This is a genomic window from Sphingopyxis sp. GW247-27LB, from assembly GCF_002277025.1.
Lineage (GTDB): Bacteria > Pseudomonadota > Alphaproteobacteria > Sphingomonadales > Sphingomonadaceae > Sphingopyxis.
Map to the genome: position 1 here is coordinate 1 of NZ_NIWD01000009.1, position 25,642 is coordinate 25,642.

Annotated in this window: 22 protein-coding genes and 1 tRNA gene; 5 read left to right on the forward strand and 18 right to left on the reverse strand. The window is 61.8% G+C overall.

The window, feature by feature from the left end:
* Positions 1-197 precede the first annotated feature (197 nt).
* The 3 genes from CD928_RS12310 to CD928_RS12320 are packed head-to-tail and all read right to left on the reverse strand — an operon-like array spanning position 198 to position 3,479.
* Positions 198-713: a DUF411 domain-containing protein gene (locus CD928_RS12310; RefSeq protein WP_369679305.1), complete on the reverse strand. Its 516-nt coding sequence runs from the start codon at positions 711-713 to the stop codon at positions 198-200.
* A gap of 10 nt (positions 714-723) precedes the next feature.
* Positions 724-1,149 carry a Cu(I)-responsive transcriptional regulator gene (gene cueR, locus CD928_RS12315; protein WP_095387425.1) on the reverse strand — a complete coding sequence of 142 codons (426 nt, stop codon included), beginning with the start codon at positions 1,147-1,149 and terminating at the stop codon, positions 724-726.
* Entirely contained in the window at positions 1,146-3,479 is a 2,334-nt protein-coding gene (locus CD928_RS12320; RefSeq protein WP_095387426.1) for a heavy metal translocating P-type ATPase, read from the reverse strand. Before CD928_RS12320 ends, cueR begins: the two co-directional genes overlap by 4 nt.
* A gap of 250 nt (positions 3,480-3,729) precedes the next feature.
* On the opposite strand from CD928_RS12320, the gene CD928_RS12325 reads away from it, so the two are divergent.
* Positions 3,730-4,812, forward strand: a complete 1,083-nt coding sequence (locus CD928_RS12325; protein WP_095387427.1) for an IS5 family transposase — start codon at positions 3,730-3,732, stop codon at positions 4,810-4,812.
* A gap of 426 nt (positions 4,813-5,238) precedes the next feature.
* Here CD928_RS12325 and CD928_RS12330 read toward each other — a convergent pair whose 3' ends face one another.
* Positions 5,239-6,696, reverse strand: a complete 1,458-nt coding sequence (locus CD928_RS12330) for a hypothetical protein (RefSeq protein ID WP_095387428.1) — start codon at positions 6,694-6,696, stop codon at positions 5,239-5,241.
* Positions 6,693-8,072 (reverse strand): DUF4365 domain-containing protein, encoded by a 1,380-nt coding sequence (locus CD928_RS12335; RefSeq protein ID WP_095387429.1) that lies wholly within the window; start codon positions 8,070-8,072, stop codon positions 6,693-6,695. Before CD928_RS12335 ends, CD928_RS12330 begins: the two co-directional genes overlap by 4 nt.
* Before the next feature lie 209 nt (positions 8,073-8,281).
* On the opposite strand from CD928_RS12335, the gene CD928_RS12340 reads away from it, so the two are divergent.
* Together CD928_RS12340 and CD928_RS12345 are read left to right on the forward strand one after the other, a co-directional pair.
* Complete coding sequence (locus CD928_RS12340; protein ID WP_095387430.1) at positions 8,282-8,467, forward strand: hypothetical protein; 186 nt, start codon at positions 8,282-8,284, stop codon at positions 8,465-8,467.
* A gap of 53 nt (positions 8,468-8,520) precedes the next feature.
* A complete protein-coding gene (locus tag CD928_RS12345) occupies positions 8,521-9,291 on the forward strand; it encodes a hypothetical protein (protein ID WP_095387431.1) in 771 nt (256 codons plus the stop codon).
* A gap of 105 nt (positions 9,292-9,396) precedes the next feature.
* Here CD928_RS12345 and CD928_RS12350 read toward each other — a convergent pair whose 3' ends face one another.
* The 4 genes from CD928_RS12350 to CD928_RS12365 form a co-directional block, all read right to left on the reverse strand.
* Positions 9,397-10,116, reverse strand: a complete 720-nt coding sequence (locus CD928_RS12350; protein ID WP_095387432.1) for an RES family NAD+ phosphorylase — start codon at positions 10,114-10,116, stop codon at positions 9,397-9,399.
* Positions 10,113-10,526: an MbcA/ParS/Xre antitoxin family protein gene (locus CD928_RS12355; RefSeq protein WP_095387433.1), complete on the reverse strand. Its 414-nt coding sequence runs from the start codon at positions 10,524-10,526 to the stop codon at positions 10,113-10,115. Before CD928_RS12355 ends, CD928_RS12350 begins: the two co-directional genes overlap by 4 nt.
* 61 nt (positions 10,527-10,587) lie before the next feature.
* Positions 10,588-14,820, reverse strand: coding sequence for a strawberry notch family protein (locus CD928_RS12360; RefSeq protein ID WP_095387434.1), 4,233 nt, complete (start codon positions 14,818-14,820; stop codon positions 10,588-10,590).
* 103 nt (positions 14,821-14,923) lie between these two features.
* Positions 14,924-15,832: a toprim domain-containing protein gene (locus tag CD928_RS12365; RefSeq protein ID WP_095387435.1), complete on the reverse strand. Its 909-nt coding sequence runs from the start codon at positions 15,830-15,832 to the stop codon at positions 14,924-14,926.
* A 126-nt stretch (positions 15,833-15,958) separates the two neighbouring features.
* Between CD928_RS12365 and CD928_RS12370 the strand changes: the two genes are divergently transcribed.
* Together CD928_RS12370 and CD928_RS23400 are read left to right on the forward strand one after the other, a co-directional pair.
* On the forward strand, positions 15,959-16,618 hold the full coding sequence (locus CD928_RS12370) for a lytic transglycosylase domain-containing protein (protein WP_095387436.1): 660 nt from the start codon (positions 15,959-15,961) through the stop codon (positions 16,616-16,618).
* A gap of 12 nt (positions 16,619-16,630) precedes the next feature.
* Positions 16,631-16,828, forward strand: coding sequence for a DUF5818 domain-containing protein (locus CD928_RS23400; protein ID WP_255247153.1), 198 nt, complete (start codon positions 16,631-16,633; stop codon positions 16,826-16,828).
* 15 nt (positions 16,829-16,843) lie between these two features.
* Here the strand turns inward: CD928_RS23400 and CD928_RS12375 are convergent, their stop codons facing one another.
* The 9 genes from CD928_RS12375 to CD928_RS12415 all read right to left on the reverse strand — a co-directional run bounded on the left by CD928_RS12375 (position 16,844) and on the right by CD928_RS12415 (position 25,631).
* Positions 16,844-18,097, reverse strand: coding sequence for an integrase arm-type DNA-binding domain-containing protein (locus tag CD928_RS12375; protein ID WP_095387437.1), 1,254 nt, complete (start codon positions 18,095-18,097; stop codon positions 16,844-16,846).
* A 178-nt stretch (positions 18,098-18,275) separates the two neighbouring features.
* Positions 18,276-18,352: transfer RNA gene (locus tag CD928_RS12380), tRNA-Met, on the reverse strand.
* 56 nt (positions 18,353-18,408) lie between these two features.
* Positions 18,409-18,900 carry a 2'-5' RNA ligase family protein gene (locus CD928_RS12385; protein ID WP_095388029.1) on the reverse strand — a complete coding sequence of 164 codons (492 nt, stop codon included), beginning with the start codon at positions 18,898-18,900 and terminating at the stop codon, positions 18,409-18,411.
* Between the two features lie 225 nt (positions 18,901-19,125).
* Positions 19,126-19,878 (reverse strand): alpha/beta fold hydrolase, encoded by a 753-nt coding sequence (locus tag CD928_RS12390; protein ID WP_095388030.1) that lies wholly within the window; start codon positions 19,876-19,878, stop codon positions 19,126-19,128.
* Between the two features lie 117 nt (positions 19,879-19,995).
* Positions 19,996-20,925, reverse strand: a complete 930-nt coding sequence (gene mltG, locus CD928_RS12395; protein ID WP_095387438.1) for an endolytic transglycosylase MltG — start codon at positions 20,923-20,925, stop codon at positions 19,996-19,998.
* Positions 20,926-20,928: 3 nt separating this feature from the next.
* The gene (gene fabF, locus CD928_RS12400; protein ID WP_095387439.1) at positions 20,929-22,191 is read right to left on the reverse strand and encodes a beta-ketoacyl-ACP synthase II; all 1,263 of its coding nucleotides are present in this window, start codon (positions 22,189-22,191) and stop codon (positions 20,929-20,931) included.
* A gap of 168 nt (positions 22,192-22,359) precedes the next feature.
* Positions 22,360-22,596 carry an acyl carrier protein gene (locus tag CD928_RS12405; protein WP_003039428.1) on the reverse strand — a complete coding sequence of 79 codons (237 nt, stop codon included), beginning with the start codon at positions 22,594-22,596 and terminating at the stop codon, positions 22,360-22,362.
* A 183-nt stretch (positions 22,597-22,779) separates the two neighbouring features.
* Positions 22,780-24,516, reverse strand: a complete 1,737-nt coding sequence (locus CD928_RS12410; protein WP_095387440.1) for a tetratricopeptide repeat protein — start codon at positions 24,514-24,516, stop codon at positions 22,780-22,782.
* 569 nt (positions 24,517-25,085) lie between these two features.
* Positions 25,086-25,631 carry a DUF3617 domain-containing protein gene (locus CD928_RS12415; RefSeq protein ID WP_176473569.1) on the reverse strand — a complete coding sequence of 182 codons (546 nt, stop codon included), beginning with the start codon at positions 25,629-25,631 and terminating at the stop codon, positions 25,086-25,088.
* Between the last annotated feature and the right edge of the window lie 11 nt (positions 25,632-25,642).

The window sequence follows — 25,642 nt, forward strand, 5'->3', positions numbered from 1 at the left end:
AGCCTGATAAGCCGATCGGGACCGGGTTCGCGGACTCCATCAGGGCCAGCAGTCCCTACCGACTGCATCAACAGGCCGGACAGACGACTGCAACCGACCAAAACGCCGAACGTCAATTTATGCTTGCAACGCGGGAGCCATCCACAGAGGGCTGTCCGCTATTTAGCAATATTCGCCAGTTGCGGACATGGGGTTCGCTACGGGTAGGTTGCAAAAACTCTTTGCCCGAAATCGCCGAACGCAATCACCTGGTAGGGCTGGGTGCGACCGCCCATCTCCATGCCTGGCGAGCCAAGCGGCATTCCCGCGACCGCCAGCCCTTTGACGCTCTTCGGCCTTTCCCGAAGCAGCCGTTGGATATCGGCGGCAGGAACGTGTCCTTCGATGACGTATCCTTCCACTTCCATGGTGTGGCACGATGCGAGTTCAACCGGAATGCCGCGATCGGCCTTCACCTGTGCCATGGGGACGTCTTCGCGCATTTCGACCTCGGCCTGAAGACCTGTCCGGATGTGCTCGGCCCATTCGTGGCAACAGCCGCAACCGGGGTCACGGAACATCACGTACGGTGCCGCCTGCGCGGCGCCGGTGCACGACGCCAGCAACAGGGCAAACGCTGTCGCAGGCAAGCGGGCCGTTGCGGATTTGAAAGCGATCATCGTCTTTTCCTTTGCAGCAGGTTCGTAAATGCCCACAAATTCAATGACCACCATAGGACAGGAGTCAATTGTCCTTGGCTGAACTGGCATGAACGGCCGATTTTTCTCCCGAAATCGTGTCGATGATCGGGCAATCCGGCCGATCGTCGCCATGGCACGTGCGGGCGAGATGGAGCAGGCTGGAGCGCATCGCGGCCAGCGCGCCCACCTTGCGGCCAAGTTCGTCGGCCTTTGCCAGAGCCAGCGCCTTGACTTCGAAACTGGCACGATGCTCGTCGCTCCACAATTGCAGCAGCTCGCCGATCTCGTCGATGGAAAAACCCAGATCGCGGGCATTGGCGATGAAGCGCAACCGGTTCACGTCCGCATCGGAATAATCGCGATAGCCACTTTCACGGCGTGGCGGTGCCGGGATCAGGCCGATCTTCTCGTAATGCCGGATCATCCGCTGCGAAACGCCGGTTCGCTGCGATGCATCGCCAATGTTCACAGCTGCGCCCCCTTCAATCGCAGGGCATTGCCGATCACGCTGACCGAGGAAAGCGACATCGCGGCAGCCGCGATCACGGGAGACAGCAGGATGCCGAAGTGCGGGTACAGCACGCCTGCCGCCACCGGCACGCCCAGCGCGTTGTAGCCGAATGCGAAGACGAGGTTCTGTCGGATGTTCGACATGACCTTGCTGCTGAGCGTGCGGGCCCGTGCAATGCCTGTCAATTCGCCATTGAGCAGGGTGATCCCGGCACTCTCGATCGCGACATCGGTACCCGAGCCCATGGCGATGCCCACGTCTGCTGCGGCGAGCGCCGGGGCGTCGTTCACCCCGTCACCGGCCATGGCGACGACATGGCCTTGCGCGCGCAGGCGCTCGACTACCGCGCTCTTCCGGTCGGGCAGGACATCGGCCTCTACTTCGTCAATGCCCAGAGACCTTGCCACGACCTCTGCGGTCGTGCGGTTGTCGCCCGTCAACATCAGGACGCGGATGCCTTCGGCGCGCAGGGCCTTCAGCGCGTCGGGCGTTGTCGACTTGACCGTATCGGCAATGGCGATGACGCCCGCGACCTTGTTGGCAATGGCGATCAGTATCACCGTTGCGCCGTCCTGGCGCAGCAAGTCGGCATCGCTGGCAGCGGGATTGGGGTCGACACCGTTCTCTCGCAGGAAAGTGGCATTGCCGAGCAGGACCCGACTACCCTCAACCGTGCCCATGGCCCCCTTGCCGGTGGGCGATTCAAAACCCTCGATGGCAGGTGGGACGATACCGCGCCGCTCTGCCTCGGCCATGATCGCCAGAGCCAGCGGATGTTCCGAGGCCTGCTCGACACCGGCGGCAAGCCGCAGCACGTGTTCTTCCGACAGTTCGCCCAGCGGCACGACTCGGGTTACCGACGGCTTGCCCTCGGTCAGCGTTCCGGTCTTGTCGACAACCAGCGTATCGACTTTCTCAATCCGCTCCAGCGTCTCGGCATTTTTCACGAGTATGCCTTCCTCTGCACCACGGCCCACGCCGACCATGATCGACATCGGCGTGGCCAGACCGAGCGCGCAGGGGCAGGCGATGATCAGCACGGCCACCGCGGCGACCAGCGCATGGGCAAGGCGCGGTTCCGGCCCCCAGAGGCTCCACGCGGCAAATGCAAGGAGCGCGACGAGCAGTATCAGTGGTACGAACCAGCCCGCCACCTGATCAGCCAGCCGCTGGATCGGCGCGCGCGAGCGCTGGGCCTGAGCCACCATCTGCACGATGCGTGCAAGAAGCGTATCGCGGCCCAGCTTCTCTGCGACCATCACCAGCGAACCGGTCGTATTGATGGTGCCACCAATCACCGAGTCACCCGATTGTTTGGAAACGGGCATGGATTCACCGGTCACCATCGACTCGTCGATGGCGGAGGCGCCTTCGGCCACCTTGCCGTCGACCGGGATCTTCTCGCCCGGTCGGATACGGAGACGATCGCCGACCTGCAGATCCTCCAGCGCGACTTCCACATCACCGTCTGTGCCAATCCTGCGTGCGGTGCGGGGCGCCAGGCCGAGTAGGGCCTTCAGCGCCCCGGACGTTCGTTCGCGGGCACGAAGTTCAAGGACCTGGCCCAGAAGGACCAGCACGGTGATAACCGCCGCCGCTTCGAAATAGACCGCAACGGTACCATCGGGGGCGCGAAAGGCGTCTGGGAATAGCCCGGGCGCAAGGGTCGCCACCACGGAATAGGACCATGCTACCCCGGTCCCCAGCGCGATCAGGGTAAACATGTTGAGGTTTCGCGAGATGACCGATGCAACGGCCCGCGTGAAGAACGGCCAGCCCGCCCATAGAACCACCGGTGTCGCCAGAGTCAGTTGCACCCAGACCGAGATGTCCATCGGGACGAGATGGTGGAGCGCCGGAAACAGATGCCCGCCCATTTCCAGCAGGAACACAGGCAAGGTCAGCGCCAGACCGATCCAGAACCGCCGCGTCATATCGACCAGTTCTTCGTTTGGACCGGCATCGGGATCGACCCTCTCCGGTTCGAGCGCCATACCACAAATAGGGCACGATCCCGGGTGGTCCTGGCGCACCTCCGGGTGCATCGGACATGTCCATATCGCCCCTTCTGGTGCGGATTGTTCCTCAGCCGCGCCGTTCAGCCATCGATCCGGATCTTCGGCAAAGCGCGTCTGACAGCGGGCGCTGCAAAAATGATAATCTTGTCCATCGTGGGTGGCGCGATGCGCCGTCGTCTGCGGATCGACCTGCATTTCGCATACCGGATCGGTGACTGTCGCGCCGCCTGCCGCTGCGTGATCGTGACTACAGTGCTGACGTTCGTCCATCGGCCTAATCTCCTTGCCGACGACTCATATAGGGCCTGACATGATGTCAGGGTCAAGACGGCAATTTAAATCGGTCGGCTACTCTGTCTGAGAGTGCAGGCGCATCGCACCTCGACTTTGGCGAGTTTTGGGCCGATTGCGGTCGGCCCGTAATTGAGAGCGAAATGCCAGAAAGCTGGACACCTCGAAAAACTCTGGTCTTTGAGGTGTAGATTTGATTCACTTCGCCGGTGATACGGCGGAGGCAGTGATGGCGGGACAGCCCGGTTTCTTTGATCTTTCGGACCGTTATGAAGCGCTGAGTGCGGCGGGCGATCCGCTGGAGCGCTTGGCGGCGGTGGTTGACTTCGAGGTTTTCCGCGGGCCGCTAGTGGCAGCGCTTCGACGCAGCGTTCGCGGCAAGGGCGGGCGGCCGCCGTTCGACCCGGTGCTGATGTTCAAGATCTTGGTGCTTCAGGCGCTTTACTCGCTGTCAGACGAGGCGACGGAGTTCCAGATTAAGGACCGGCTGTCGTTCCAGCGCTTCCTGGGCCTCGGCCTCGACGGCACCGTGCCGGATGCGACGACGGTGTGGTTGTTCCGTGAGCGCCTGGTCCAGGCCAAGGCGATCGATAAACTCTTCGCCCGCTTCGACACTGCGCTCAAGGATCGCGGCTATCTTGCCATGGGCGGGCAGATCATCGACGCTACGGTGGTCCCGGCGCCCAAGCAACGTAACACCGAGGCCGAGAAGACCGCCATCAAGGAAGGGCGCATCCCCGAGGACTGGAAGCCGGCCAAGGCGCGACAGAAGGACAGGGATGCGCGTTGGTCGATCAAGTACAGCAAAGCCAAGGTCCGCGAGGGGACCGATCCCAAGGCAGCGAAGCCCGTCGATCTCGCTATCCCGATGTTCGGCTACAAAAATCATATCGGCATCGACAAGGCCCACGGTCTGATCCGTACCTGGGGTGCCAGCGCCGCCAACGCCCATGACGGGGCGCGGCTGCCCGACCTGATCAGCAAGGGCAATACCGGCTCGGGCGTCTGGGCGGATACCGCTTACCGGTCGAAGAAGAACGAAGCGTTCCTCACCGCCGGCATGTTCAAGAGCCATATCCACCAGAGGCGCAAGCCGATGCGGCCCATGCCCGAGCGGATCGCCAAGGCCAACACCAAGCGATCCAAAATCCGCGCGCAGGTCGAGCATGTGTTCGCCGGGCAGAAGCACCGGATGGGTCTCGTCGTGCGCACTATCGGTATCGCCCGCGCCACCATCAAGATCGGCATGGCCAACCTGGTCTACAACTTCCAACGCCTGGTATGGCTTGAGGGGCGAACTGCGTCTGCATGACATCAAAACGGCCCCAAGGAGGTGCCGGAAACATCAAAATCATCCGGAAATTGGGCAAACAGCAAAGCCCTTAATGCCTTCGGGCCCCGTTTTGACGCGATCACGATAAAATCACTGGGTTCTTCGAGGTGTCCAGCTCACATTGACGGGCGTGTGCGTTTCCTCCTTTCACCACGGGAGGTTCGAATTAAGGTCGGCTCACAACGACGTGCCGCACGCGGCGACCAGGAAGAACGCGCGCTTATCCTGCCCACCCCGGCAGACCGGACACGCATGGAATTGCGGGCCGAACGCAGCCATCTGGCGGATGACCTGCTCGAACTCCTCCGGCGAAAATACGTAAACTGAGACATGGCGAGGGAGAATGAAGGGTAGATGCCAGACAGCTAGTAACGAATTGGCCGCAGCCCCAACTCGTGCCAGCCTTCACATGTAATAGCGAAAGTCGGGCTGATCTCGCTCGGCATAGCTAACGTGCTTCAAAACCCGTCCGACTTCCCGCGCTGCTCGGATGGGGATGGGAAGTGCATGATCGAATTGGGTCGAGTTCCAATTCATCTTGGTTAAGGCAAGGATTTCGGCAGCTATTTCGTCCAGCGAGGTTTCACATTCGTAGGGACGAAGCTGTAGTGCGTTGGGCATTCGTGCGCCCGGGTAGGTGCCGTAGTATGGGACGCTACCCCGCGTGTAGAGGATGCCGTCGTGTCCAATGCGGACGAAGCTCCCCCTGAGCGCGGGGTAATCACCTTCCCGGAAGAGGGCTACATGGCCACCTTCCGATACCCAAACCATATCAGTCATGGCGACGCGCATCTCTTCGATAGCTTCTGCGAAGCCATGAGATTCGCTATTCTCGAAGCGGGACGTCTTCAGAATGACGATCCGCGCCGGCATCGTGCGGTGATGCTCAAAATAAGTCTCGAGCGAGCGCTTGACGAGATCGTAAGCATCTTCGCGGGCCAGATAGGGGTGCTTTCCTGGCCGATCAGTACGAGCCCTCGCTCCGCGAAGGATCAGCCCTTTACCCCGCTCGTCAAACATCTGAGCGGTGCTTGTCCAAAGCCGATGGCCGTCCAGGTCCCGATAAAATCCGATACCAAGATAGCATGTTTCATATCCGTCGGACTTGGGTAGACGCCACGGCACGCGACCGGCCTTGTAGAAAATCGCGTTGAGCAGGTTCCAAGCCCGCGTAGCTGGGCCTTGCACCTTGCGCTCAGTGGTTTTCATCTTCCTGGAAAGCTTGAAGGCGTCATCCCAGACCGAAGGCCAAGCAATCTGCGTCGGGACGCTAAGGCTCAACGCCTTTGCCTTGAACAGATCACGGAAATTGAGCTCGGTAGGGCCGGCTTCCTCCTCATCATCGTCATCATCATCTTCGGACACGATGCTACGTGCGTTGACCACCTTTTCGATCAGAACTTTCGGTAGGGCGATGACGATCACCTCGGGACGCGAAGTGCCCTCAAGCAAAATGCGCGCCTGCGCGATCAGCAGATCGACAGCGGCGCGAACCGCTTCCTCGTGGTTCCTTATCGCAACAATCCTCTTTATCTCGGATTGAAGAACCGTCTGGCAGGCTTCCCGAGGCACTTCGAAGCGACAGCGAAAGGGGTTCTGGTTTCCAAGCCCGGGGAAATCTGGATGCAAATTCCCCAGTTTTTCATTGTCGCTCGGGATACCTTGCATCGCCCGGTCGATGTATTTGGCAAACCCATCGACCGTATCAGATGTGCCTACCACTCCGATTCGAATCAGGTCGCCAGGCTTTGGCTGCAGAGGACCGTGGCGCATCAATCCGACACGCGGGTCGAGGAACAGGCCGCCATCCCCAAATTCGAGATCTGGCTCGGGAATACAGCGAGTTTCGAATGTGAATGTCACACGCCTACTCCCAGCTCGCCCTGTGTGGGCTCATCGTCCTGAACCTTCATCCGCTTGGCGTTCGGATCTGTTTCGGACCAAGCGTTCTCAGGAACGGCCGCTTCCATGGCTACGGGTTCAACGACGTTGAATGTCAGAACCGGGCTGACTTCCTCTGCTTCTTGAAAAAGATCGAACTTCGCGTGCGGCTGAAGATCAATTCCTGAAAGCAGAAAGCGGAACATCATCATCTGTCCACGTATCGATCCGTTACGATCGAGCCTCTTCTTCCCAGCAAGGAGATCGGAGGCGAACCTATGAGCGCGGAAACCGTCTTCGGTGAAAACAAAGGTAGGGGAAATCGATAGAAACCAATTGCTCCCGATTTGTTGGAAGCGAGGTGAGAAAGCGTGGTGGCGAAGGTAGTTGACCTGTCCTTTGCGTTTTCCCTTCTTGTAGTCATAAACTTGGACGACCGTCGCGGATGTCGTTTCGCGCAGGGATCGATAGAAATATCGCCTCGGCTGATACCTCTCTTCGGCCTTGAAATAGAAGAGCCGGGCTTTTCGGTCGAAAGCGAGGATATCCGAGAACTGTTCGGCCATTGTCCGGCGCAGCAGTTCGATCATCATCACCGCATCATCATGATCATCGCTAATCGACACGTCTTCCGTATCGACTTCCTCGACCGTGTCGATATCGACAATCGCTTCGAGCGGTGTACTTTTGGGATTGCGAAAGGACAGAAAACGGCGGCCGCGAATAACCCAGTCGAAGTGATGGCCGTCAGCGCGCAATAACTCCGGAACCGCGTCACGGCCCGAGGCAAAAGGACTTTCGCCAACGAAGATCGATGAAGGCAGTCCGACGTGCATCAGATTTAGATGCGCTTGCTCGCCCACTCGAAGCGATGGGAGGAATGTGCCATCCTTACCGCGGCGGACTGCCATTGCGGCCAGGCGCTCGATCGAGCTGGAATCGAGGCGATCTCGATCCTTGCGAAATTTGAGGCGCCGTTCATTGCCTTCCTCTCCAGCCTCAACGTCGCGCCAATAGAGTGATCCGTCTTCCTGTCGGTAGAGGATCAGTGCGACAGGGAGACTGCAACGCTTCCAATAATCGATATCCTGCTGGCGAACGCTGTATTCAAACTCGTCGTCACTTTCGCCGACATATTTGGTGGACTTCGTCGTCTTCACTTGAACTGCGACGGTGAGACCGGTCATGGAGCGCGTAACGGGATCTCGAAATTCGATCGTCCCATCGATGCCCGTTTCCAGGCGCCCACGGCCTTCGAAAACGTGGCCGAGCTCAAGAATCTTGCTTTTGACTACGGTTTCGCCCAACTCGCCAGTCAGCTGGTTGTCCGTGAGAGTCTTCATCGAAGGCGCGGCCATGAGAACATATCAAGAATATACGGTGCCGAGGCCTTCGTAGCAAGTTCTTGAAAACGCGTTTCCCCCGCTAGGTAGGAGTGGCGCCAAGGCCGCTTTCAATGCTGTGACGCGAAAGAGAGATCTGAGGTAGGAAAAGGGAACGAGGGCAGAATTAAACAGTTCATTGACTGGTAACCTTCCGCGGAATATATCAACTGACGGAGAAAACCATGCAGCAGGCTTGCTACTACAGCCCGGCAGAACGCCAGCAGGAGAAGGAGCGTCAACGCGCTTCCGACGCCGACGACCTGCGTTCTGGCCGTATTTCGCGCGACGAGCTGCGTGCCCGCAATGGTTTTTTCTCCTCGCTGGACATCGTCGAATCGTCGATCATCTGCGAAGAGGCTTTCGCCTGAATCAAGCAGTTCTACCTGCCAAGATCGTCTATGATCTAGCAAGCATCCTGAAATTGAGTGACGATGCCTTCATCGTCGGAGGCCAAGCGCTCAACCTGTGGGCAGAGCGCTACAGCCATGTTGCCGAGCTCGATGCCTACGGGCCCTACACATCCAAAGATATTGACTACTTTGGTCAGCGCGAAGCCGCAGAGAAGCTTGCAAACGCTCTTGGTGGTTCCGTTGCCATCCCCGACGCCGACAACCACACACCGCAGACGGCCATAGTGCATGCTGAGATCGATGGGCACCCAATTGAAATCGATTTTCTCTGGCATGTCATGGGCGTCGATGACGCCAAGCTAAAGAAGCAGGCCATCCAGATAAGAATGAATGTCAGGATGACTGAAGGGACGGCTGAGCTCCATGTCCCGATAATGCATCCCTTTCATTGCCTGCAAAGCCGCCTAGCCAACGTTGTCCAGCTCAAAAGGGAAACCGACCTGGCCCTTAATCAGCTCAACGCTTCACCAATTGTTCTGCGCGAATTTCTTCTCGAGCAACTAGATAATGGCCAGAGCAAACACGTTACAGGCGTTCTTCAAGCCCTCTATGATTACCTTTCGAGCGACATCGTAGGCCGCAAGGCGCACAAGCACATGCGCAACGATCCGTCAGCGGTCCTCGATACATTCCAAAATGACGAGCGCCTCGACGAACGCTGGCGTGAAAAATCTCTGCATTCCATGCGAGCTTCGTTGGCCAGAAAGCGCACGGCATGGGGCATGATGGCCGAGCGAATCAAAGAAGCATTCAACCGAAAGCGCGAGAACGCCCGATCTTGAGCCAATTTGATGTCAGCTTTCAAGGTCAAGTGCAGGTTATTTGATACGCCTTAGAGAGGCGCAAAGCTGCCGGAGTCGCCGCAGCGCAAGCCGGATGTTGGATATTCAGTCAGTGTCCACCACCCGAAACACCGCCCCTGTGCCAGCGTCTCGAACCAGATCGACACCCATTCCGTCCCAGTGGTAGTCGAGGTGACGTCCCTGAGTGGGGTCGGATGCACAATCCGGGTAGAACAAGCCGACACATTCACCACCCGGATGCCGGATGCTCGGATAGACAAGACCTTCGGCCCCGCCCCCTTTGAGTTCAACAGCGAGGGCTTGCGATGCAGCATAGTTGTCGGGATCTAGCGCGGGATCGCCTGCCGCAAGGCTCCTGAGATCGTGAAGATCAGCGCTTACCGAAAGGATGATCTCACGGAACTGTGAGGTCCAGCCTGGCGCTTCTACAGTGCGAGCCATGAAGCGGGCATGGTGATGGATTGTCTCGAACAGCGCAGTTTCGAATGCATCCCCCGCGTATAGGACGCCGTAGGTCCCATCGGTGAAGCGACTAGGTCGGTCAGTGCTGACATGCGTGAACGGGGCCATCAGATAGGATGCGCCGTTGCCCCCTACCCGGCGGTCAGCAGGTACCAGATCGAGATTGCCGATCGTCGCCATGATGCGGGGATTGGTTTTTTGCTCGGCAGAGGTCAGCAGCGGCCAGTCTGCGGGGTCTGCGATATCTTCGAACAGGTCGATCGGTGGAAAGGCACTGCGGATAATCCGTACAGCACCTTTCCACTCGACCTGGGCAACCGGAATCGCCTTGGGATCAATCACCAGGCACCACGTTCGGCATCAAGATAGCGACGCACCCGCATGATATCAGTCAGCTCCCCGCCAAGCATGACATCAAGCGCGCTCGCTCCGGCAAAGGCGGCGTTGCCTGCCTTGATCCAGGCGTAGCCACGCTGGGCTTCTGAAAACATGATCCTCAGCGCCTTATGGATACCCATTAGGTTGGAGAGCCGCGCCGCACCATCGCGCGAGACACGGCCCGGCCCCTCAGCTTTCCACCGCCGATAGGAGCGAACCGGCATGTCGAGCAAAGTCGCTGCCTGATCGTCGGTGAGTTCCCATTTCCCAAACAGGTTCAGCACGGCGCGGAACATCGCCGCTGCTTCCTCCTGGGTTACAGGATCGGGCCGGAATGCTTGGGGGAAGGTATCAATGGGTTGCAGTGCCAACATGAGCTTTCTCCATATGGCATCATATATCAATTTGAATGCCAAGTGGCAAGATAGCGGTTACTCAGGCGAAAAGTTCCGCCAAGACCGCCGCCGCGCTCGTCGTCGGGACGAAAAGTCGCGTCTGATAGCGTATGATCTCGGTGAAGCACCCATGTGCCTTGTACCAGTCGAGGCGCGACGCCGACCAACCAGCCAGTTCGAGCCTCTGCGCGCCATTGACGAGGCTGCGCTTGAGCGTGAGCGCTTCGCGGCTTTTGATTTGCATCGGCCGCCCGGTCCCGATCACCGCATCGACGATTTGCTCTGCCGAAAAGGCATGTTCGTCTTCGAGTCCAAGCGCCTGGCACAGTTCGGGCACGCAATGGAGCGGAACCTCCCGACCTAATAGCGAGCGTCCGTCTCGCGCCGAGATCCGGCTGACCCGAACATAGTCGGAAGGCAGTTTGTCCCACACCGGAAGCAGCAGGCCGGTTGCAAGGTGCAATCGCTCGCGCTTGAGATGGGAGGCGGCGTCATCGACCTCAGCCTGCCAGAGGCGGCGAAATTCAGTTGCATCCACCGTTTCCCAGTTGCTCTCCTCGAGTTGATTGGCGGTGATGTGCCCATGCTTCAAGGGACGGACAAGCTCGAAGCGGGCCACCCGCATACCTTCGTCTGTGAGCAGGCTGCGCGCTGGCACAAGCAGCCCGATCCGGCCTGAGCGCGCATTACGCAGAAGCTGCTGACGCGCACCTGAAAAGCCGTAGAGCTCCTCGAGGCGTTCGAGACGCAAAGGCTTGAGCGCGCGGGCGATCTCGAGTTCCAGGAGATGCGTAGTCGCACCCGACAGCGCATCGGTGCGCAGTAGCGTGTCGGTCAGCACCTCGTAATGCTCTACCGCAATGGTCTCGACCCCAATGTCGAGCGTGCCGGCCTGCCGTGCTGCATCGATCCGCGCTTCGACGAGGCCGAGAAACTCGTCAAATATGCCGTTTTGTAAAGCAATCGGCAACGCGAGGATGCGATTGAGCCAGCGCTGGATTGTTGGCAGGTCATCGACCATCCCGCCGTCGGGCCCTTCGACCCTGAGCCCGCTCAATTCCTCAAACCGAGAAAGCGTAACGGCTTCCAGCTTGCCTGCGAACAACAGGCCGAACCAGCGATGAAGCGCCTCCTTGGCGTAGGTGCTCTCGAGATTGTCGGCGGGATCGAAGAGGTTCTGCCCACCAGTCTGGCGCTGCCCGCGGGTCAGTGCCCCGAGGCTATCGAGCCGACGTGCAATGGTCGATATAAACCGACGTTCGCCACGCACATCGGTGGTCACCGGGCGGAACAGCGGGGCAGATGCCTGATTGGTGCGGTTGGTACGGCCAAGCCCTTGAATTGCGGCATCGGCCCGCCAGCCGGGCTCAAGCAGAAAGTGGACGCGGCGCATCTGGTTCTTCACCGCGAGGTCGGCATGATAGCTGCGGCCGGTGCCACCAGCATCGGAGAAAACCAGAATTCGCTTGGTGCCGTCCATGAAGTCTCGCGTCTCGGCGACATTGGCGCGCGGAGAGCGCGACTGGAGCACCTGGCGTCCATCGCGTCCGACAATCAGGCGGCGAGTACGGCCCGTGACTTCGGCGACCTGATCGACACCGAACCGTTCAATGATCGCATCGAGCGCCGTCGCGATCGGCGGTAAGGCACAGAGCTGCTCGATCATGCGATCGCGCGCGGCAAGCGCCGAACGGCAGAGAACAGGAGCACCGTTCTCATCACTCATCGGTTCAGACCGAGCATTGCCGTTCTCGTCCGTAAACACGGACATCAACCGCACGGGAAAGCTTTTAGTGAGGTAATCGACCACGTATTCGCGGGGGGAGAGATCGATTTCGAGCGCTTCACGTTCTGCATCGGAGAGATCAGCGAGGCGGCGATTGAGCATGGCTTCGGCGGTCGAGACGAGTTGCACCACAACCGCGTTGCCGTCGGCAAGTGCCACATCAATCGCAGGCAGCAGGCTAGGCAGCTTCATCGATAGAAGGAGCTGCGCGAAGAAGCGCTGCTTGGTTCCTTCAAACGCCGAAAGCGCCGCCGATTTGGCGCCTGAATTTAGGGTCTCGCCATTGTCAGTGTCTACGAGCCGGGTTGCCTCGAGTGCCTCGCGCAGGTTGGCATGAATGATTGCCCAGGCGTCTGCATAGGCATCATAAACCGCTACCTGGTCGTTGGTCAGGCAATGCTCGAGAATCTCGTACTCAACTCCGGCGAATGAAAGTGCCCTCGCCGCGTACAGTCCGAGTGACTTCAGATCACGGGCGACCAGTTCCATTGCAGCGATACCGCCATCGCGGATGTCCGCGACGAAGGCTTCGCGATTGGCAAAGGCCGTTTCGGGACCCCACAGACCGAGACGGGTCGCATAGGCGAGATTATTGACGTCGGATGCCCCGGTCGCAGAAGCGTAGAGCACGCGGGCGCGCGGCAACAGATTCTGGATGCGAACACCGGCAATGCCCTGCTCCGATCCCTTGACCTTACCACGTGAGCCCTCCCCGCCAGCGGCATTGGCCATCGCATGGGCTTCGTCGAAAACGATGACGCCGTCGAAGTCCTCTCCTGACCATTCGAGAATTTGCTCGAGCCTAGTCGCGTCGCTGCGGCCCGAGCGCAGTGTCGGATAAGTAACGAAGAGTATGCCCTCGCGCATCCCGATCGGGACACCGAGCTTCCACTGGCCGAGCGGCTGGATGTCGATGGGAAGGCCACCGAGCGCGCTCCAATCGCGGCGGGCATCTTCGAGCAAAGCTTCGTTTTTGGAAATCCAGATGTGGCGCCGTTCACCCCTCACCCACCGGTCGAGGATGACAGATGCGACTTGCCGGCCTTTGCCTGCGCCAGTTCCGTCACCAAGAAAGTAGCCCATGCGATAGGCGTGCCCCTCGGCGCTCGCCTTGAGGGCGCAGCCCTTGTCGTCGGGCTCGAACCGGCCCGGCAGATCGCGGGCATGGGCGCTTGCGGCATAGATCAGGGTCTCGGCCTGCGCAGCGGATAAGACGCCTTCAGCAATGATACTCGAAGGAAGCTGAGGCACCACTTCCGGCACGGGTGCGGTTATCGAACCCATTGCGACGGATTCTACCAGCGGGGTCGGGTGGGAGACCGCATTTGCAATTGAGATCCGGCTCGGTCGGTAAGGCAAATAATGCCCAACCTGGCATTCGATCGGCGCAGGTGCTTCGAGCGGAGTAAATTCAAGCGGCAGTATCGACGGCGCCGCAGCGGCTGGATGGACCTTAAGTGGAACCGGTTTTGTCCTGTTCGCCACCAGTCGAAGCGGCAAGGCTGGCTTGATGCCGATGCTGGGCTCGGCGGGCAGGCTTACCCGGTCAGGCAGCAGATCGATCAGCAGATGAAGCTCGGCAAAGTTTGCAGGCTGGGCGATGATCGGGCTGGTACCATCATCAGCCTTGTCGAGAACCAGGAGCCGGGTAGAGATTGATGTGCCCTGCTTGACGAAACCTCGCTCGATCGTCGCGTTGAGGCGCAATGAAACGGGACCGGCGATCCCGGCAAGGAACTTCGGAAGCTCGAACCATTCGGGCATCACTGCGACTAGGCGGCCACCGGGCAGAAGGCGCTTCCAGGCAGAACGCAAATGGCGATCGCCAGTGCGACTATCGTGGCCCCTCTCGATACCGTGCGAATAGGGCGGGTTCATCAGCACCACGCTCGGACCCACGTCGGGCGTGAGAAGTTCGTCGATCAGTTCCCCGTCAAATCCCGTGACTGTCGCGTCCGGAAACACGGCGCCCAGGCATTCGCGGCGCAGCGGCGATATCTCGTTGAGAGCAAGACGCGCCGCTGCCTTTGCCGCCCATACGCCCAGCATCCCGGTCCCGGCCGAAGGTTCGAGAACCAGTTCGTTGACAGAAATCGCGGATGCCTTTGCAGCCATCCAGGCCAAACGGGGCGGCGTTGCGAATTGTTGCCACTCGATCTGCTCATCGCTCCGGTTGGACTGGGTGGGGACCAGGCGTTCGAAGTGCGTGAATGCCTCATCGGCGAAGCTGGATGACATCGCAGGTGAGAATTCAGTTGCCTGCGCCAGGAAAAGCACCTGCGCCAGTTCAAGTGCGGCATGGGCATCACGTACGGACCAGCGTCCTTCGGCGTCGCTACCGCCGAAGTGATCGGCCATTGTTGCATTCACAGTGACCCGTGAGATTGCTTGATCTGCAGCGAGCCGCGCGGCCAGCGCCCTCGCCGCTGCCAACACTTGCGGCTCGGCTGGATCGGAGAATGCGAAAGCGGTATTTGCATGTGACATGAGAGACCTCCTGAAGAGGCCCTGGGTTTGTCCGGGTGTCCGTTCAGATGGATCCGTCCGGGGGCCTCACAAGGCCCCAAGCCCGCTTTCCTCTCACCGACATTCAGACCGCAGCTCGGACTGAGCGCATGAGCACATCATTCCAATCATCGCCGGTCTGCTGCGGACGCCTGGTGACAATCAGCCGCCCTTCGCAAGCGTAAGCCTTTCTCGCGCGCTTTTCAGCAAGGCGCCCACCCGCATCATTGTCGACAAAGAGATACAGCTGGCGCACCGATTCCGGGATTGTGACCTGGCCGAAGCGTTCGTTTCCCAGCGTCGCCCAGCAGGGAACATTGAACATTTGCATCGCTGAAAGGGCCGTTTCGTTTCCTTCTGCGAGGCCAAGGCGTCCCTCATCCGGGTATGCGAAACGCACCGCGCCAGAACCGGGACTGCCTAACGCACGCCTGGGCTGATCAAATGAAGCCAAGCTGCCTTTTTCCAGATTTAGGAAGGAGCGGTGCAGCGCCAGAATCCCGGCATCACTGCGCACGGCCGCGATCATCGCGGGAAGAAACCGGACAGCACCCTTTGGCCCCAGAGGCATGCGCGGGTGGAAACGCAGCTCGGTCGACGAAATCGTGATACCTCTGGTCTCGAGGTATCGCTCGACAGGGCTACCGGCGATGCTCGATGCCTCACGCCAGAGCCTCAGCGCATTACGATTGGCGACTTCCTCGCGCGGTTCGGTCACGATCGGATCACTCGTCCCATCGAACAGGTCCGCAATTCGTATTCCGTGCCCGGCCATGGCTTCTATCACCGCCTCGTTCGCGCAGCCGGCAAAGCAATGAACAAGAATTGCACGCTTTCCGAGGGTGATGCTTAGCGAAGGAGTGCGGTCGTCGTGGGCCGGGCAGCAGCACATCCCGCGCGAACGCGACCAGGTGCCGCCCAGCTGCTCGACTATCTTGCGTGCGCGGGTTTCCAGCTGCATGCCTTGGAATTGGGATGTTCGGTGTTGGTGCATTGGGGCATCTCCATCGTAACGTGCCTCCACCCGCGCAGCCTCCGCTCTGCGTCGCTGACGTTTCATTTTCCTACATCATATGTTCTATATATGTTCTTTCCCGATTCGACACCAAAGGATTCGGGAATGAGACTGAAATGGGCATTAGCCGCAGTGGCAACGGCAGGATTTGGGTTCGTCCTCCCCGCTCACGCGCAGGATCTGGAGTCCCCTCAGATGACCGTTGCATCGGAGTCGACGACCGGTGGCTTCCGCGTCGCAGAAGGGACCGATGGCTTTCTTCTCGTCGAACACGGCATTTGGAGAATGCCTCCAGCGGGCTCGTTCGAGCCGCCGGCTGCCGATGCAAGTCGAACCTATCTGCCCTATCGATATCCAAAGCCCCAAGGCAGCGCGCCGTCAGGCTTCCGTCGGGCAAGCTACCTTCCTCATGTTTACGCTGCTGAGGCTCAGTACTCGCTACCAAGCGGCCTTCTCGACGCTCTTGTATGGACGGAATCACGATATAATCCCTTGGCCATCAGCAAGGCCGGCGCCGCAGGTTTGGGGCAATTGATGCCAGGGACAGCGCGGGACCTTGGCGTTTCAAATCGCTTCGATCCCAAGGCGAACATCTTGGGTGCGGCCCGATACCTACGCCAGATGCTGGACAAGTTCGGGGTGGTTCATCTGGCCCTCGCTGCCTACAACGCAGGTCCAGGTGCCGTCGAGCGCGCCGGCGGTATTCCTCGCAATGGCGAGACGCCGGCCTATGTGCGCGAAGTGCTGCGCCATTGGCGTTTTTGAACGGGGGGCGTTGTGAGCGCGGGTCGAATACGCATCTCGGGAATTTTGAGCCGCGGTAGACGCGGGATGTTCCTGACCACGACAGACGAAGTCGTCTGGATCATCGAGAGCGAAGAACCCGAATGCGAATTCGTCGGATCAGCGGTGATTGTCGAGGGGGTTGTCACAGGTCGAGATCGTTTGCGCGCAGACTGGATTGGACTGGTCTGATCGAAGCCATAGTTATCAGGCTGCGCGCTTCCCTGCCTTCTTGATGTCGATCACCTTCCCGCCGCTCAGATAGTCAGCCCAGTCCTGCATCATCCGGCGCCGGGGAGCCAGGTATTCAGCGGCATTGTAAGCTCCACGCACGTCGTTTTTCTCCGAATGCGCGAGCTGTAGTTCGACCCAATCCTCATGGTATTTCCTGATCCACATGGGCGGCTTACCAAACTCGACCAACTGCTCATTGGCCCAGGTGCTCGCCAAGCCCCGGAAGCCGTGCACGGTTTGGCGGCTGTGGTATCCAAGACGATAGAGCGCGTAGATCATTGTGTTCTCTGAAAGCGGCTTGTTCGGGCCGTTGCCCGGGAAGAGAAACTCGCCAGGCGCTGCTGCTATCATAGATTTCGCGATGTGCGTTGCCTGCTGCGAGAGGGGCACCAAATGCTCTCGTCCCATCTTCATTCGCTCTGCTGGTATGCGCCAGACAGGTGATTTGCCGCCCAGGTCTTCAAACTCGGATTTGGCGGCGAAGCGGAGCTCCTTGGTTCGAACCCAAGTCAGGAGCGCAAAGAGAACTGCGTCACGGGTGATCGCGGACCGTCGTTCGCCCTCTTCTTGGTAGGCATGCAGCTTGTCGATGAAAGCGGGCAATTCGCTGAGCGGCAGCCGGCTCATATGCTTCACTCTTGGTCGCGGCTTTAGCGCCCCACGCAAATGTGTCGTCGGATCGTTCGTTGCCAAGCCACACGCGATCGCAAACTGGAAGACTTGCCCCACCCCTTGCTTTGCACGGCGGCTGATATCGAGCGCGCCTCTTGCTTCGATCTTGCGGATCATTGCCAGGACATCAGGCGCCGTGATTTCATGCACGAGCTTCTCGCCGATGGCTGGAAAGACGTCCCTTTCCATCCGCGACCAGACGCGTTCGGCATGCGCGGCATTCAACGCGCTCTTTCGATTTTCATGCCAGCGCTTTGCGACCTCGAAGAAGGTGGCTCCCTCCTGCGAGATCACTTCCCCCTTGGATTTCATTGGATCCTTGCCCTCGGCTAACAACGCCTTTGCGGCTGTCCGCTTGTCGCGCGCTGCAGCTATCCCGAGGTCTGGGTAAGCGCCGAACGAGAGCAACTTCTCCTTGCCCGCGAAGCGGTACTTCATCCGCCACAACTTTGACCCGTTCGGCTGGACGAACAGGAATAAGCCCTCCCCGTCGGCCAGCTTGTAGGCGCGCTCGCGTGGCTTGGAATTTCGGGCCTGAATCTCCGTGAGAGGCATTGGGGGTATCGCTCCTTTCCGATACTCCGCGAAAATACCCCCAAAATACCCCCACACCAAATCTGGCTGCATGTGGAAGACCATGGGCGCATGCGGACGCGAATCACCCGCAACCCTCTGCTTTTCTTTCAATTTTTGGAAAAATGCGGAAGCTAGTGGAAGCTTCCGGATCAAGGAATGGTAGCGGAGGAGGGACTCGAACCCCCGACACGCGGATTATGATTCCGCTGCTCTAACCGGCTGAGCTACTCCGCCCCGAAAGGCCGCCGCATTCGGGCGAGCCGCGCCTATAGGCACGGCCGTAGCCGCGGTCAATATGCTCCGCGCCGACCGCGAAAATTCCGCGAAAAGGCGCGTTCCCAGGGGCCGCCGCGATAGTGATGCACGGCGAGGCCGGTGATCGCCAGCGGGCGCGGGCGGATATCGCGCGCCAGAGCGGCGAGCAATGTCCGGGCGGCGGCGGGCGCGGCCTTGTTCTGCACCGTCACGTGCAGCCGCGGCGTGCCGCGATCCTGCGCGCCGAGCAGGCCTGCCAGGCGGTCGGCGAGCCGGGCGCGGACGGCAAGGAGATCAGGGCTGTCGACACGAAAGGCGACGCCGGTTCCGAGCGAATAGGCGCCCGCGAGGATCGCCGGCGGCGGCGGCGTGTCGCCGGCGATGCGGCACACCAGTTCCTCCAGCTCGGCCAGGCTCGACGGCGGGAGTTGGTGGAAAAGCGTGATATGCGCCGGAACGCGGTTGCGGCCGGGCGGGAAATGCGCCGCGCGAAGGCCGTCGAAGAAGCGCTGGTCCGCCGCGCCCATCGTCGCGGTGACGATGATGGGCGCGGCCTCAGTGGCCCGGACGGGAGGGGGGAGGCCCGGGTCGCCGATCACGAGACGGGATGGAGTGGCGGGAGGGGGATAGCCATCGTCCATGGGACGCCCTGTCTCATTGACAGCGCCTTTCGCCGATCGCCGGCGAACGATCCAATCGATTTATTGGGTCACAATGATCGGCCACGCCAATCACGGCGAAAAACGCCACATCTACAGGCTGTTCCAGAAGCGCGTCAGCGCTGCGGCGACCTCGGCGGGCCGTTCGGCGATCGCCCAATGCCCCGCGCCGTCGATCACCGTCAGCGGCGTGCCCGTGCGCGCGGCGAAACGCTCCGCCACCGCAAGCTCGACATAGGGGTCGTTCGCACCCCAGATCAGCGCGCCGTTCGCGGGTAGCCGGCCGATGTCGCGCGCCCAGTCATGCTCGAAGCTCAGTCCCTTCGCCGAGCGATAGAGGCGGAGGATCGCGCGCCGCTTGTCCCTGTTCGCCCATTGCACGGCCTCCTCCGCCGCGATGTCGGCAGGCATCCCCTGTCCGGCAAGCCCCCTGGCGAGCGCCGCTGGCCGGCTCAGCGCCATGAAGATTTCGCCGAGGATCGGCGTGTTCCAGATGCGCGCGATGCGATGGCCGCGATAGTCGGGGTCGATCACCGCGTTCGATACCGCCCAGCTTCGGATCAGGCCGGGGCGCAGCATCGCGGTGCGCTGCGCGATCAGCGCGCCCCAGTCGTGGCCGACGATGTCGATCGGGCCGTGCGCCGCGAACAGCGCCTCCGCCTCCCCAACCGCCCAGTCGGCATAGGCCTCCTTAGTCGCCGGAAAGCCGGCGGGGAGCGAGCCAGTGAAGCCCGGCAGCGCGGGCACCGCGACGGGCGCATCCCCAAGATCGAGTTGGCCAAGCAGCGGGCGCCAGATCGCGGGGCTGTCGGGAACGCCGTGGAGAAAGAGCTTCGCGGTGGTCATCTGTCCTTCTCCGTCGCCCCCGCGAAGGCGGGGGCCGCTGTCGGCCTTTCCTGCGGCGCTGCGTAAAACGACAGCGGCCCCCGCCTTCGCGGGGGCGACGATCATCGGTTGCCGCGCCTACATCTCCCCCCTGTCGCGGCGGATCTCATACCATTTCTGGACATTGGCATTATGCTCGGCGAGCGTGCGCGCGAAGATGTGGCCGCCGTCGCCCTTGGCGACAAAGAAGAGATAATCGTTGGGTTCGGGGTTCAGCACCGCGGCGATCGACGCCTTGCCGGGGTTGGCGATCGGCCCCTTGGGCAGGCCGATCATCGCATAGGTATTATAGTCGTTCACCGCGAGGATCTCCGACCGCAGGATGCGCCGCCCGAGCGGTTTGCCCCTGGTGATCGGATAGATGATCGTCGGATCGGCCTGGAGCCGCATCCCGACCGCGAGACGGTTGGTATAGACCCCCGCGACGGTGCGGCGCTCGGCGGGAACGCCGGTTTCCTTCTCGACGATCGAGGCGAGCGTGATCGCCTGGTTGCGGTCCTTCGCCGCGGTCCGCGGGCTGCGCTTCGCCCACAGTTCGGCGAAGGTCTTGTCCATCGCCGCCTGCATCCGTTTCAGCACCGCGGCGCGCGTCTCGCCGGTGGTATAGGCATAGGTGTCGGGGAGCACGCTGCCCTCGGCGGGAACCGCGACCTCGCCCTTCAGCCGCTTTTCGGCCATCAGCCGTTCCCACACCATGATCGACGGCATGCCTTCGGGCACCGTGACGAAGCGCTGGACGGTCTTGCCCGACTGGAGGAGGGAAAGGATGTCGCCCGCGCTCATCCCCTTCTTCACCTCATATTCGCCGGGCTTGATCGGTGCATCGCCGCCGAAGAAGCGCGCGTGATTGACGAAGCCCGAGGCCGAGGTCGCGCCCGCCTGTTCGAGGATCTCGCCCGCCTTGGCGATGCTCGCCCCCGGCGGGATGACGACGACGGTGTCGCGCGGTGCGCCGCCCGAACAGGCGGCGAGCATAAGGGCGAGCAAGGCTGCGAGCAGCCAGCGCATGGCTCAGCCCTCGACCGCCTTCAGGACGAGGCTGGCGTTGGTGCCGCCGAAGCCGAAGCTATTGTTGAGCGCCGCCTTGACGGGCCGCGCTTTCGCCTTGTGCGGGACGAGGTCGACGCCTTCGGTGCCCTCGTCGGGATTGTCGAGGTTGAGCGTCGGCGGGACGATCTGGTCGCGGATCGCGAGGATGCAGAAGATCGCCTCGACCGCGCCGGCGCCGCCGAGCAGATGGCCGATCGCCGACTTGGTCGAGCTCATCGACACGCCGCCGATCGCGTCGCCGAACAGCCGCTTGACCGCGCCGAGTTCGATCGTGTCCGCCATCGTCGAGGTGCCGTGGGCGTTGATATAGTCGATGTCGGCGGGGGTCATGCCCGCCTTTCGGAGCGCCATTTCCATCGAGCGATAGGCGCCGAAGCCCTCGGGATGCGGCGCGGTGACGTGATGCGCGTCGCCCGACAGGCCATAGCCGACGACCTCGGCATAGATTTTGGCGCCGCGCGCCTTCGCATGCTCATATTCCTCGAGCACGACGACGCCCGCGCCCTCGCCCATCACGAAACCGTCGCGGTCCTTGTCATAGGGGCGGCTCGCCTTTTCGGGGGCGTCGTTGCTGCTCATGTTCAGCGCGCGCGCCTGCGCGAAGCCAGCGATGCCGATCGGGCAGATCGTCGATTCGGAGCCGCCCGCGAGCATGATGTCGGCGTCGCCGTCCTTGATCATCCGCGCCGCGTCGCCGATCGAATGGGCGCCGGTCGAGCAAGCCGTGACGACCGCGTGGTTCGGGCCCATCAGGCCGTATTTGATGCTGACCTGACCCGAGATCAGGTTGATCAGGCGGCCGTGAACGAAGTGCGGGCTGACGCGGCTAGGCCCCTTTTCGGCGAGCAGCAGGCTTTCGCTCTCGATCCCCGGCAGGCCGCCGATGCCCGAGCCGATCGAGCAGCCCGCGTTGAGCCGCTCTTCCTCGCTCATGTCGGTGAGGCCGGCGTCCTCGAGCGCCTGCCCGGCGGCATCGATGCCATAGACGATGAAGGGATCGACCTGACGCTGGACCTTGTGGTCGACGCGCTTGCCGGGGTCGAAGCCATATTCATGGTCCGCCGGCTTCACCTCGCACGCGATCGTACATTTCTGGTCCGAAGCGTCGAAGCGGGTGATCTGCCCCGCGCCCGACTTTCCCGCGAGCAGATTGGCCCAGCTGGTTTCGACGTCTCCGCCCAGCGGCGTCACCAAACCCAGTCCCGTCACCACAACCCGGCGCATAGTCATTCCTTTCGTCGGCCCTGCCCCCGCAAGGGTCCACATCAGATTCGCAGACGCGCATCGATAAAAAAGGCTTCCCAGCCACTGCGCGCGAGCGCTCGGGACCGGGAAGCCGGAAACGCGTGGGCGGCGTCGCCGCCGCGTCCGGCCACGCCGGACAGGGCTCTCTTAGCCCTTGTTCGCTTCGATATAGTCGATCGCGTCCTTGACGGTGGCGATCTTTTCCGCCGCGTCGTCGGGAATCTCGACGCCGAATTCTTCTTCGAACGCCATCACCAGTTCGACGATGTCGAGGCTGTCGGCGCCCAGATCGTCGATGAAGCTCGCTTCCTCGGTCACCTTGTCGGCTTCGACGCCCAGATGTTCGACGACGATCTTTTTAACCTTTTCGGCCGAATCGCTCATGCACAGTTCCTTTTTCTGACTATGGCGTGAATGTTGAATTTCGCCCTAGAGCGCAGCGACGGGGCTGGCAAGAGGGCTGGCACCGGCCGGCGGCCCGAACGGCTTCGCGCCTTCGCCCCGTCCCGCGGATCGCCCCGGGTTTCCGCTGATCTCCCTAGGGTCCATACTCCATTGGCAAGGACCCTAGCTCGCCGGTTTCGCCGCGACAATGCCTGAATCGCGCAAGGTGGCGGCCGATCGCGCGATCACCGCGGGGGTGATCATGAACTGGCGCAGCACCTTTTCGGGCGGCGTGCCCGCCGGCTGGCCGGTATAGTCGAGCAGTTGGCGCCACAGGCGGCGCCCGCCCGCGACGTCGCCTTTGCGCGCGAGCACGATCGCCCGGACCATCAGATATTGCGGCTCGAGATTGCTCGGCGACGGCATGCGATCGAGGATCGCGAGCGCTTCGTCGGTTTCGCCCCGCTGCGACAGCATGAACGCCAGCGTGACCGCGGGAACGCCCGCGTAGGTGGAGTCGAGCTCGATCGACCGGCGCAGCAGCGGCTCGCCCCCGGCAAGGTCGCCGCACGACGCCTTGAACAGCCCGAGGAAGCCCGCAAGGTCGGGGTCGTAGGGATTGAGCGCGACCGCCGCATCGCCCATCGGGGTTCCGGCCGCGCAATCGCCGGCATAGAAATGCGCGCGCGCCATCGCGAACAACCCCGCGCTCGATGCCGGGGCGCTGTCGTAGGCGCGCTCGGCGAGTTGCCGCGCTTCGGCCAGCGCCACCTTGCCCGCCGCGCTGCTGCGCTGCGGCTGCCAGTCGCCGAAACGCAGCAGCGACAGGGCGTTGAGCAGCACCGGATCGCGCGGTGATTCGGCCAGCGACGCGCGCAGGCATCCGCCGACCTGGCGAACCGTCGTCGCGTTGCGCATCTGGCGCATGCGGTTGAATTGCGCGAGGCAGGGAAAGCCCGCCGCGAAATTGTCGGGCTCGCGCTGCACCTGGTCGCGCACGATCACCCCATAATCGCCCGCGATCTGCGCGATCGATGGGGCGATGGCGCCGAATTCGGGAAGCTGGTCGGCGGCGACCCGGATCTGGTCCGACCAGATAGCGCGCTGATCCGCGACGCGGTTGAGGACGAGCGTGACGTCGACCGGCCCTTCCGCCGTCCGCACGATCGACGTGTCGAGCCGATAGTCGGCGGCGCGGCCCGCGGCCCTCGCATCGGGCGCGCGCGCGCTGAGCAGGTCGACCAGTTCGAACCGGCGCAACCCGTCGCGCAGCTTGCCGTCGAGCGCCCGCGCCATCGCGCGCGATTCGGGCGTTTCGCCGGCGACCGGCGCGCTGACTTCGAGCAGCGGCATCGGCGTCGGCGCCTTTCCGAGCAATTTTCCGTTGCCGCCGAATGTCCACCAAGCGGCGAAGAAGGCGATCAGCGCCGCCGCGGCGATCGCCGCCCACCACCAGAACGGCGATCGCCGGCGATCGCTTTCCGGGCCGGGCGCCGCTGGCCGTTCGATCCCCGGCCCCTCGCCCGCGGTGGGAGCATCGCCCGACCGCGAAGGCGGCGATGCGCGATATTGCACGACGATCTCGTAGCTGCCTTGCGGCACCCGCAGGCGATGAATCCACGGCGTATCGGCATAATAGCGGTCGAGCAGGCTGCGCAGCCGCCCGACCATGACGCGCGGATAGCTGTCGACGGCGGGATCGAAATCGGCGCTGCGGCCGAGCGCTTCGGTCGCGATCGCATAAGCCTTGGGTGCGCTGCGCCCGCCCTGCAGCCGGTGTTCGGCCAGAAACTGGAGCAGGCGGGAGAGGACCGGCGAGCGCACGAACAGGGGCGACGCAAGCAGTTGCTCCAGCTCATCGGCGATGATCTGGTCGGTATCGCCGGCATCCGACGTCCCACTATCCTTGGTGCGGTCCATGCTAACCCTATACGCCCCCCGACAACGCGGAACACGGTAGATACGCCAAACTGCCCCTTCGACCAGCCATAGTTACTGCCATGTAACGGTAACAAGTGGTCCCAAACGCCTCCGAACCGGCATGGTTCCAGCTTTTTCGGCCGGAAAAAAGCGTCGAACGAGGTTAATAATTGATTATCAAATGGCTACACGCCGCTTCGTGACCCCATGTAACTGCCGCATTCGAACCGAAGCTGTCAATCTTTCCTCGACGCGGCATTCCCCACAATGCCGCGGTCTGGTCTGAGACTCGGTCTCAGGTGGACGAATTGAGGTCGGTGGGTTGAATGGCGCGAGCTGGTCCCTGGCACCATTCGCAAGATTCGCCGGCTTCATACACTGAGACTTCGCCGATCGGGCTGTAGCCCCACCTACTCCCGATCGGCAAGTCCGCTCCCCCGCCATCTCCCGCTCTTTCCGTTTGGCGCGACCGTCGCGCTGCGGCCGGCTCGGCCGCGAAAGACGCTTGCCCAAAAAGAAAGGCGCGCGACCACCGGCCGCGCGCCTCGCCTTGTCGATGATCGGCCGTGTCAGGCCTTGCAGGGACCGATGTTGGTGTTGGTGACCTGCATCTGCATTTCCATCTGGCCGCCGGTGGGGGCCGCGGTCTTGGTCGTGATCGTCATGTCGGTCTTTTTCGACCCGACCGTCCCCGCCATCGCCAGATCGACCTTCTGGCCGTTTGCGGTGCAGGTGCCGGCGACGTCGACCTTGCCGCCGCCGATGTCGTTCTTCGACCAGGTGCAGGCATCGCCGTAGCCCTTCGACATGGCGCTGGCGATATCTTCCTGGTCGGCCTGCTCCTGCGTCAGGCAGGTTTCGGTGCTGCCTGCCGAAGCGAACTGCTTGGCCATTTGGTCCTTCATGGCAGCGGGCGCGCCCGGCATGTCGAACTTGACCAGCTTCACTTCGGTTTTCCAGTTGCCGGGCTCGCGCTTCATCGACCCCGCGGCTGCGGTGCTCTCGGTCTTGCCCGCGTCCGCGGTGTCGCCCGCTTTCCCGGCATCGTCCGATTTGCCGCAGCCGGCCACCGCCAAAGCGACGCCCAGCGCCGCCACCGTCACGAATTTCCTCATGGGTATCATTC

Coding starts and splice junctions, on each gene's coding strand:
- CD928_RS12310 (WP_369679305.1), bottom strand. CDS start 713: ATGGTGGTCATTGAATTTGTGGGCATTTACGAACCTGCTGCAAAGGAA.
- CD928_RS12335 (WP_095387429.1), bottom strand. CDS start 8,072: ATGGCCGCGCCTTCGATGAAGACTCTCACGGACAACCAGCTGACTGGC.
- CD928_RS12365 (WP_095387435.1), bottom strand. CDS start 15,832: ATGCACCAACACCGAACATCCCAATTCCAAGGCATGCAGCTGGAAACC.
- CD928_RS12375 (WP_095387437.1), bottom strand. CDS start 18,097: ATGCCTCTCACGGAGATTCAGGCCCGAAATTCCAAGCCACGCGAGCGC.
- CD928_RS12370 (WP_095387436.1), top strand. CDS start 15,959: ATGAGACTGAAATGGGCATTAGCCGCAGTGGCAACGGCAGGATTTGGG.
- CD928_RS12385 (WP_095388029.1), bottom strand. CDS start 18,900: ATGGGCGCGGCGGACCAGCGCTTCTTCGACGGCCTTCGCGCGGCGCAT.
- CD928_RS12320 (WP_095387426.1), bottom strand. CDS start 3,479: ATGGACGAACGTCAGCACTGTAGTCACGATCACGCAGCGGCAGGCGGC.
- CD928_RS12355 (WP_095387433.1), bottom strand. CDS start 10,526: ATGTTGGCACTGCAACCCATTGATACCTTCCCCCAAGCATTCCGGCCC.
- CD928_RS12410 (WP_095387440.1), bottom strand. CDS start 24,516: ATGGACCGCACCAAGGATAGTGGGACGTCGGATGCCGGCGATACCGAC.
- mltG (WP_095387438.1), bottom strand. CDS start 20,925: ATGCGCTGGCTGCTCGCAGCCTTGCTCGCCCTTATGCTCGCCGCCTGT.
- CD928_RS12340 (WP_095387430.1), top strand. CDS start 8,282: ATGCAGCAGGCTTGCTACTACAGCCCGGCAGAACGCCAGCAGGAGAAG.
- CD928_RS12360 (WP_095387434.1), bottom strand. CDS start 14,820: ATGTCACATGCAAATACCGCTTTCGCATTCTCCGATCCAGCCGAGCCG.
- CD928_RS12415 (WP_176473569.1), bottom strand. CDS start 25,631: ATGAGGAAATTCGTGACGGTGGCGGCGCTGGGCGTCGCTTTGGCGGTG.
- CD928_RS12405 (WP_003039428.1), bottom strand. CDS start 22,596: ATGAGCGATTCGGCCGAAAAGGTTAAAAAGATCGTCGTCGAACATCTG.
- fabF (WP_095387439.1), bottom strand. CDS start 22,191: ATGCGCCGGGTTGTGGTGACGGGACTGGGTTTGGTGACGCCGCTGGGC.
- CD928_RS12390 (WP_095388030.1), bottom strand. CDS start 19,878: ATGACCACCGCGAAGCTCTTTCTCCACGGCGTTCCCGACAGCCCCGCG.
- CD928_RS12325 (WP_095387427.1), top strand. CDS start 3,730: ATGGCGGGACAGCCCGGTTTCTTTGATCTTTCGGACCGTTATGAAGCG.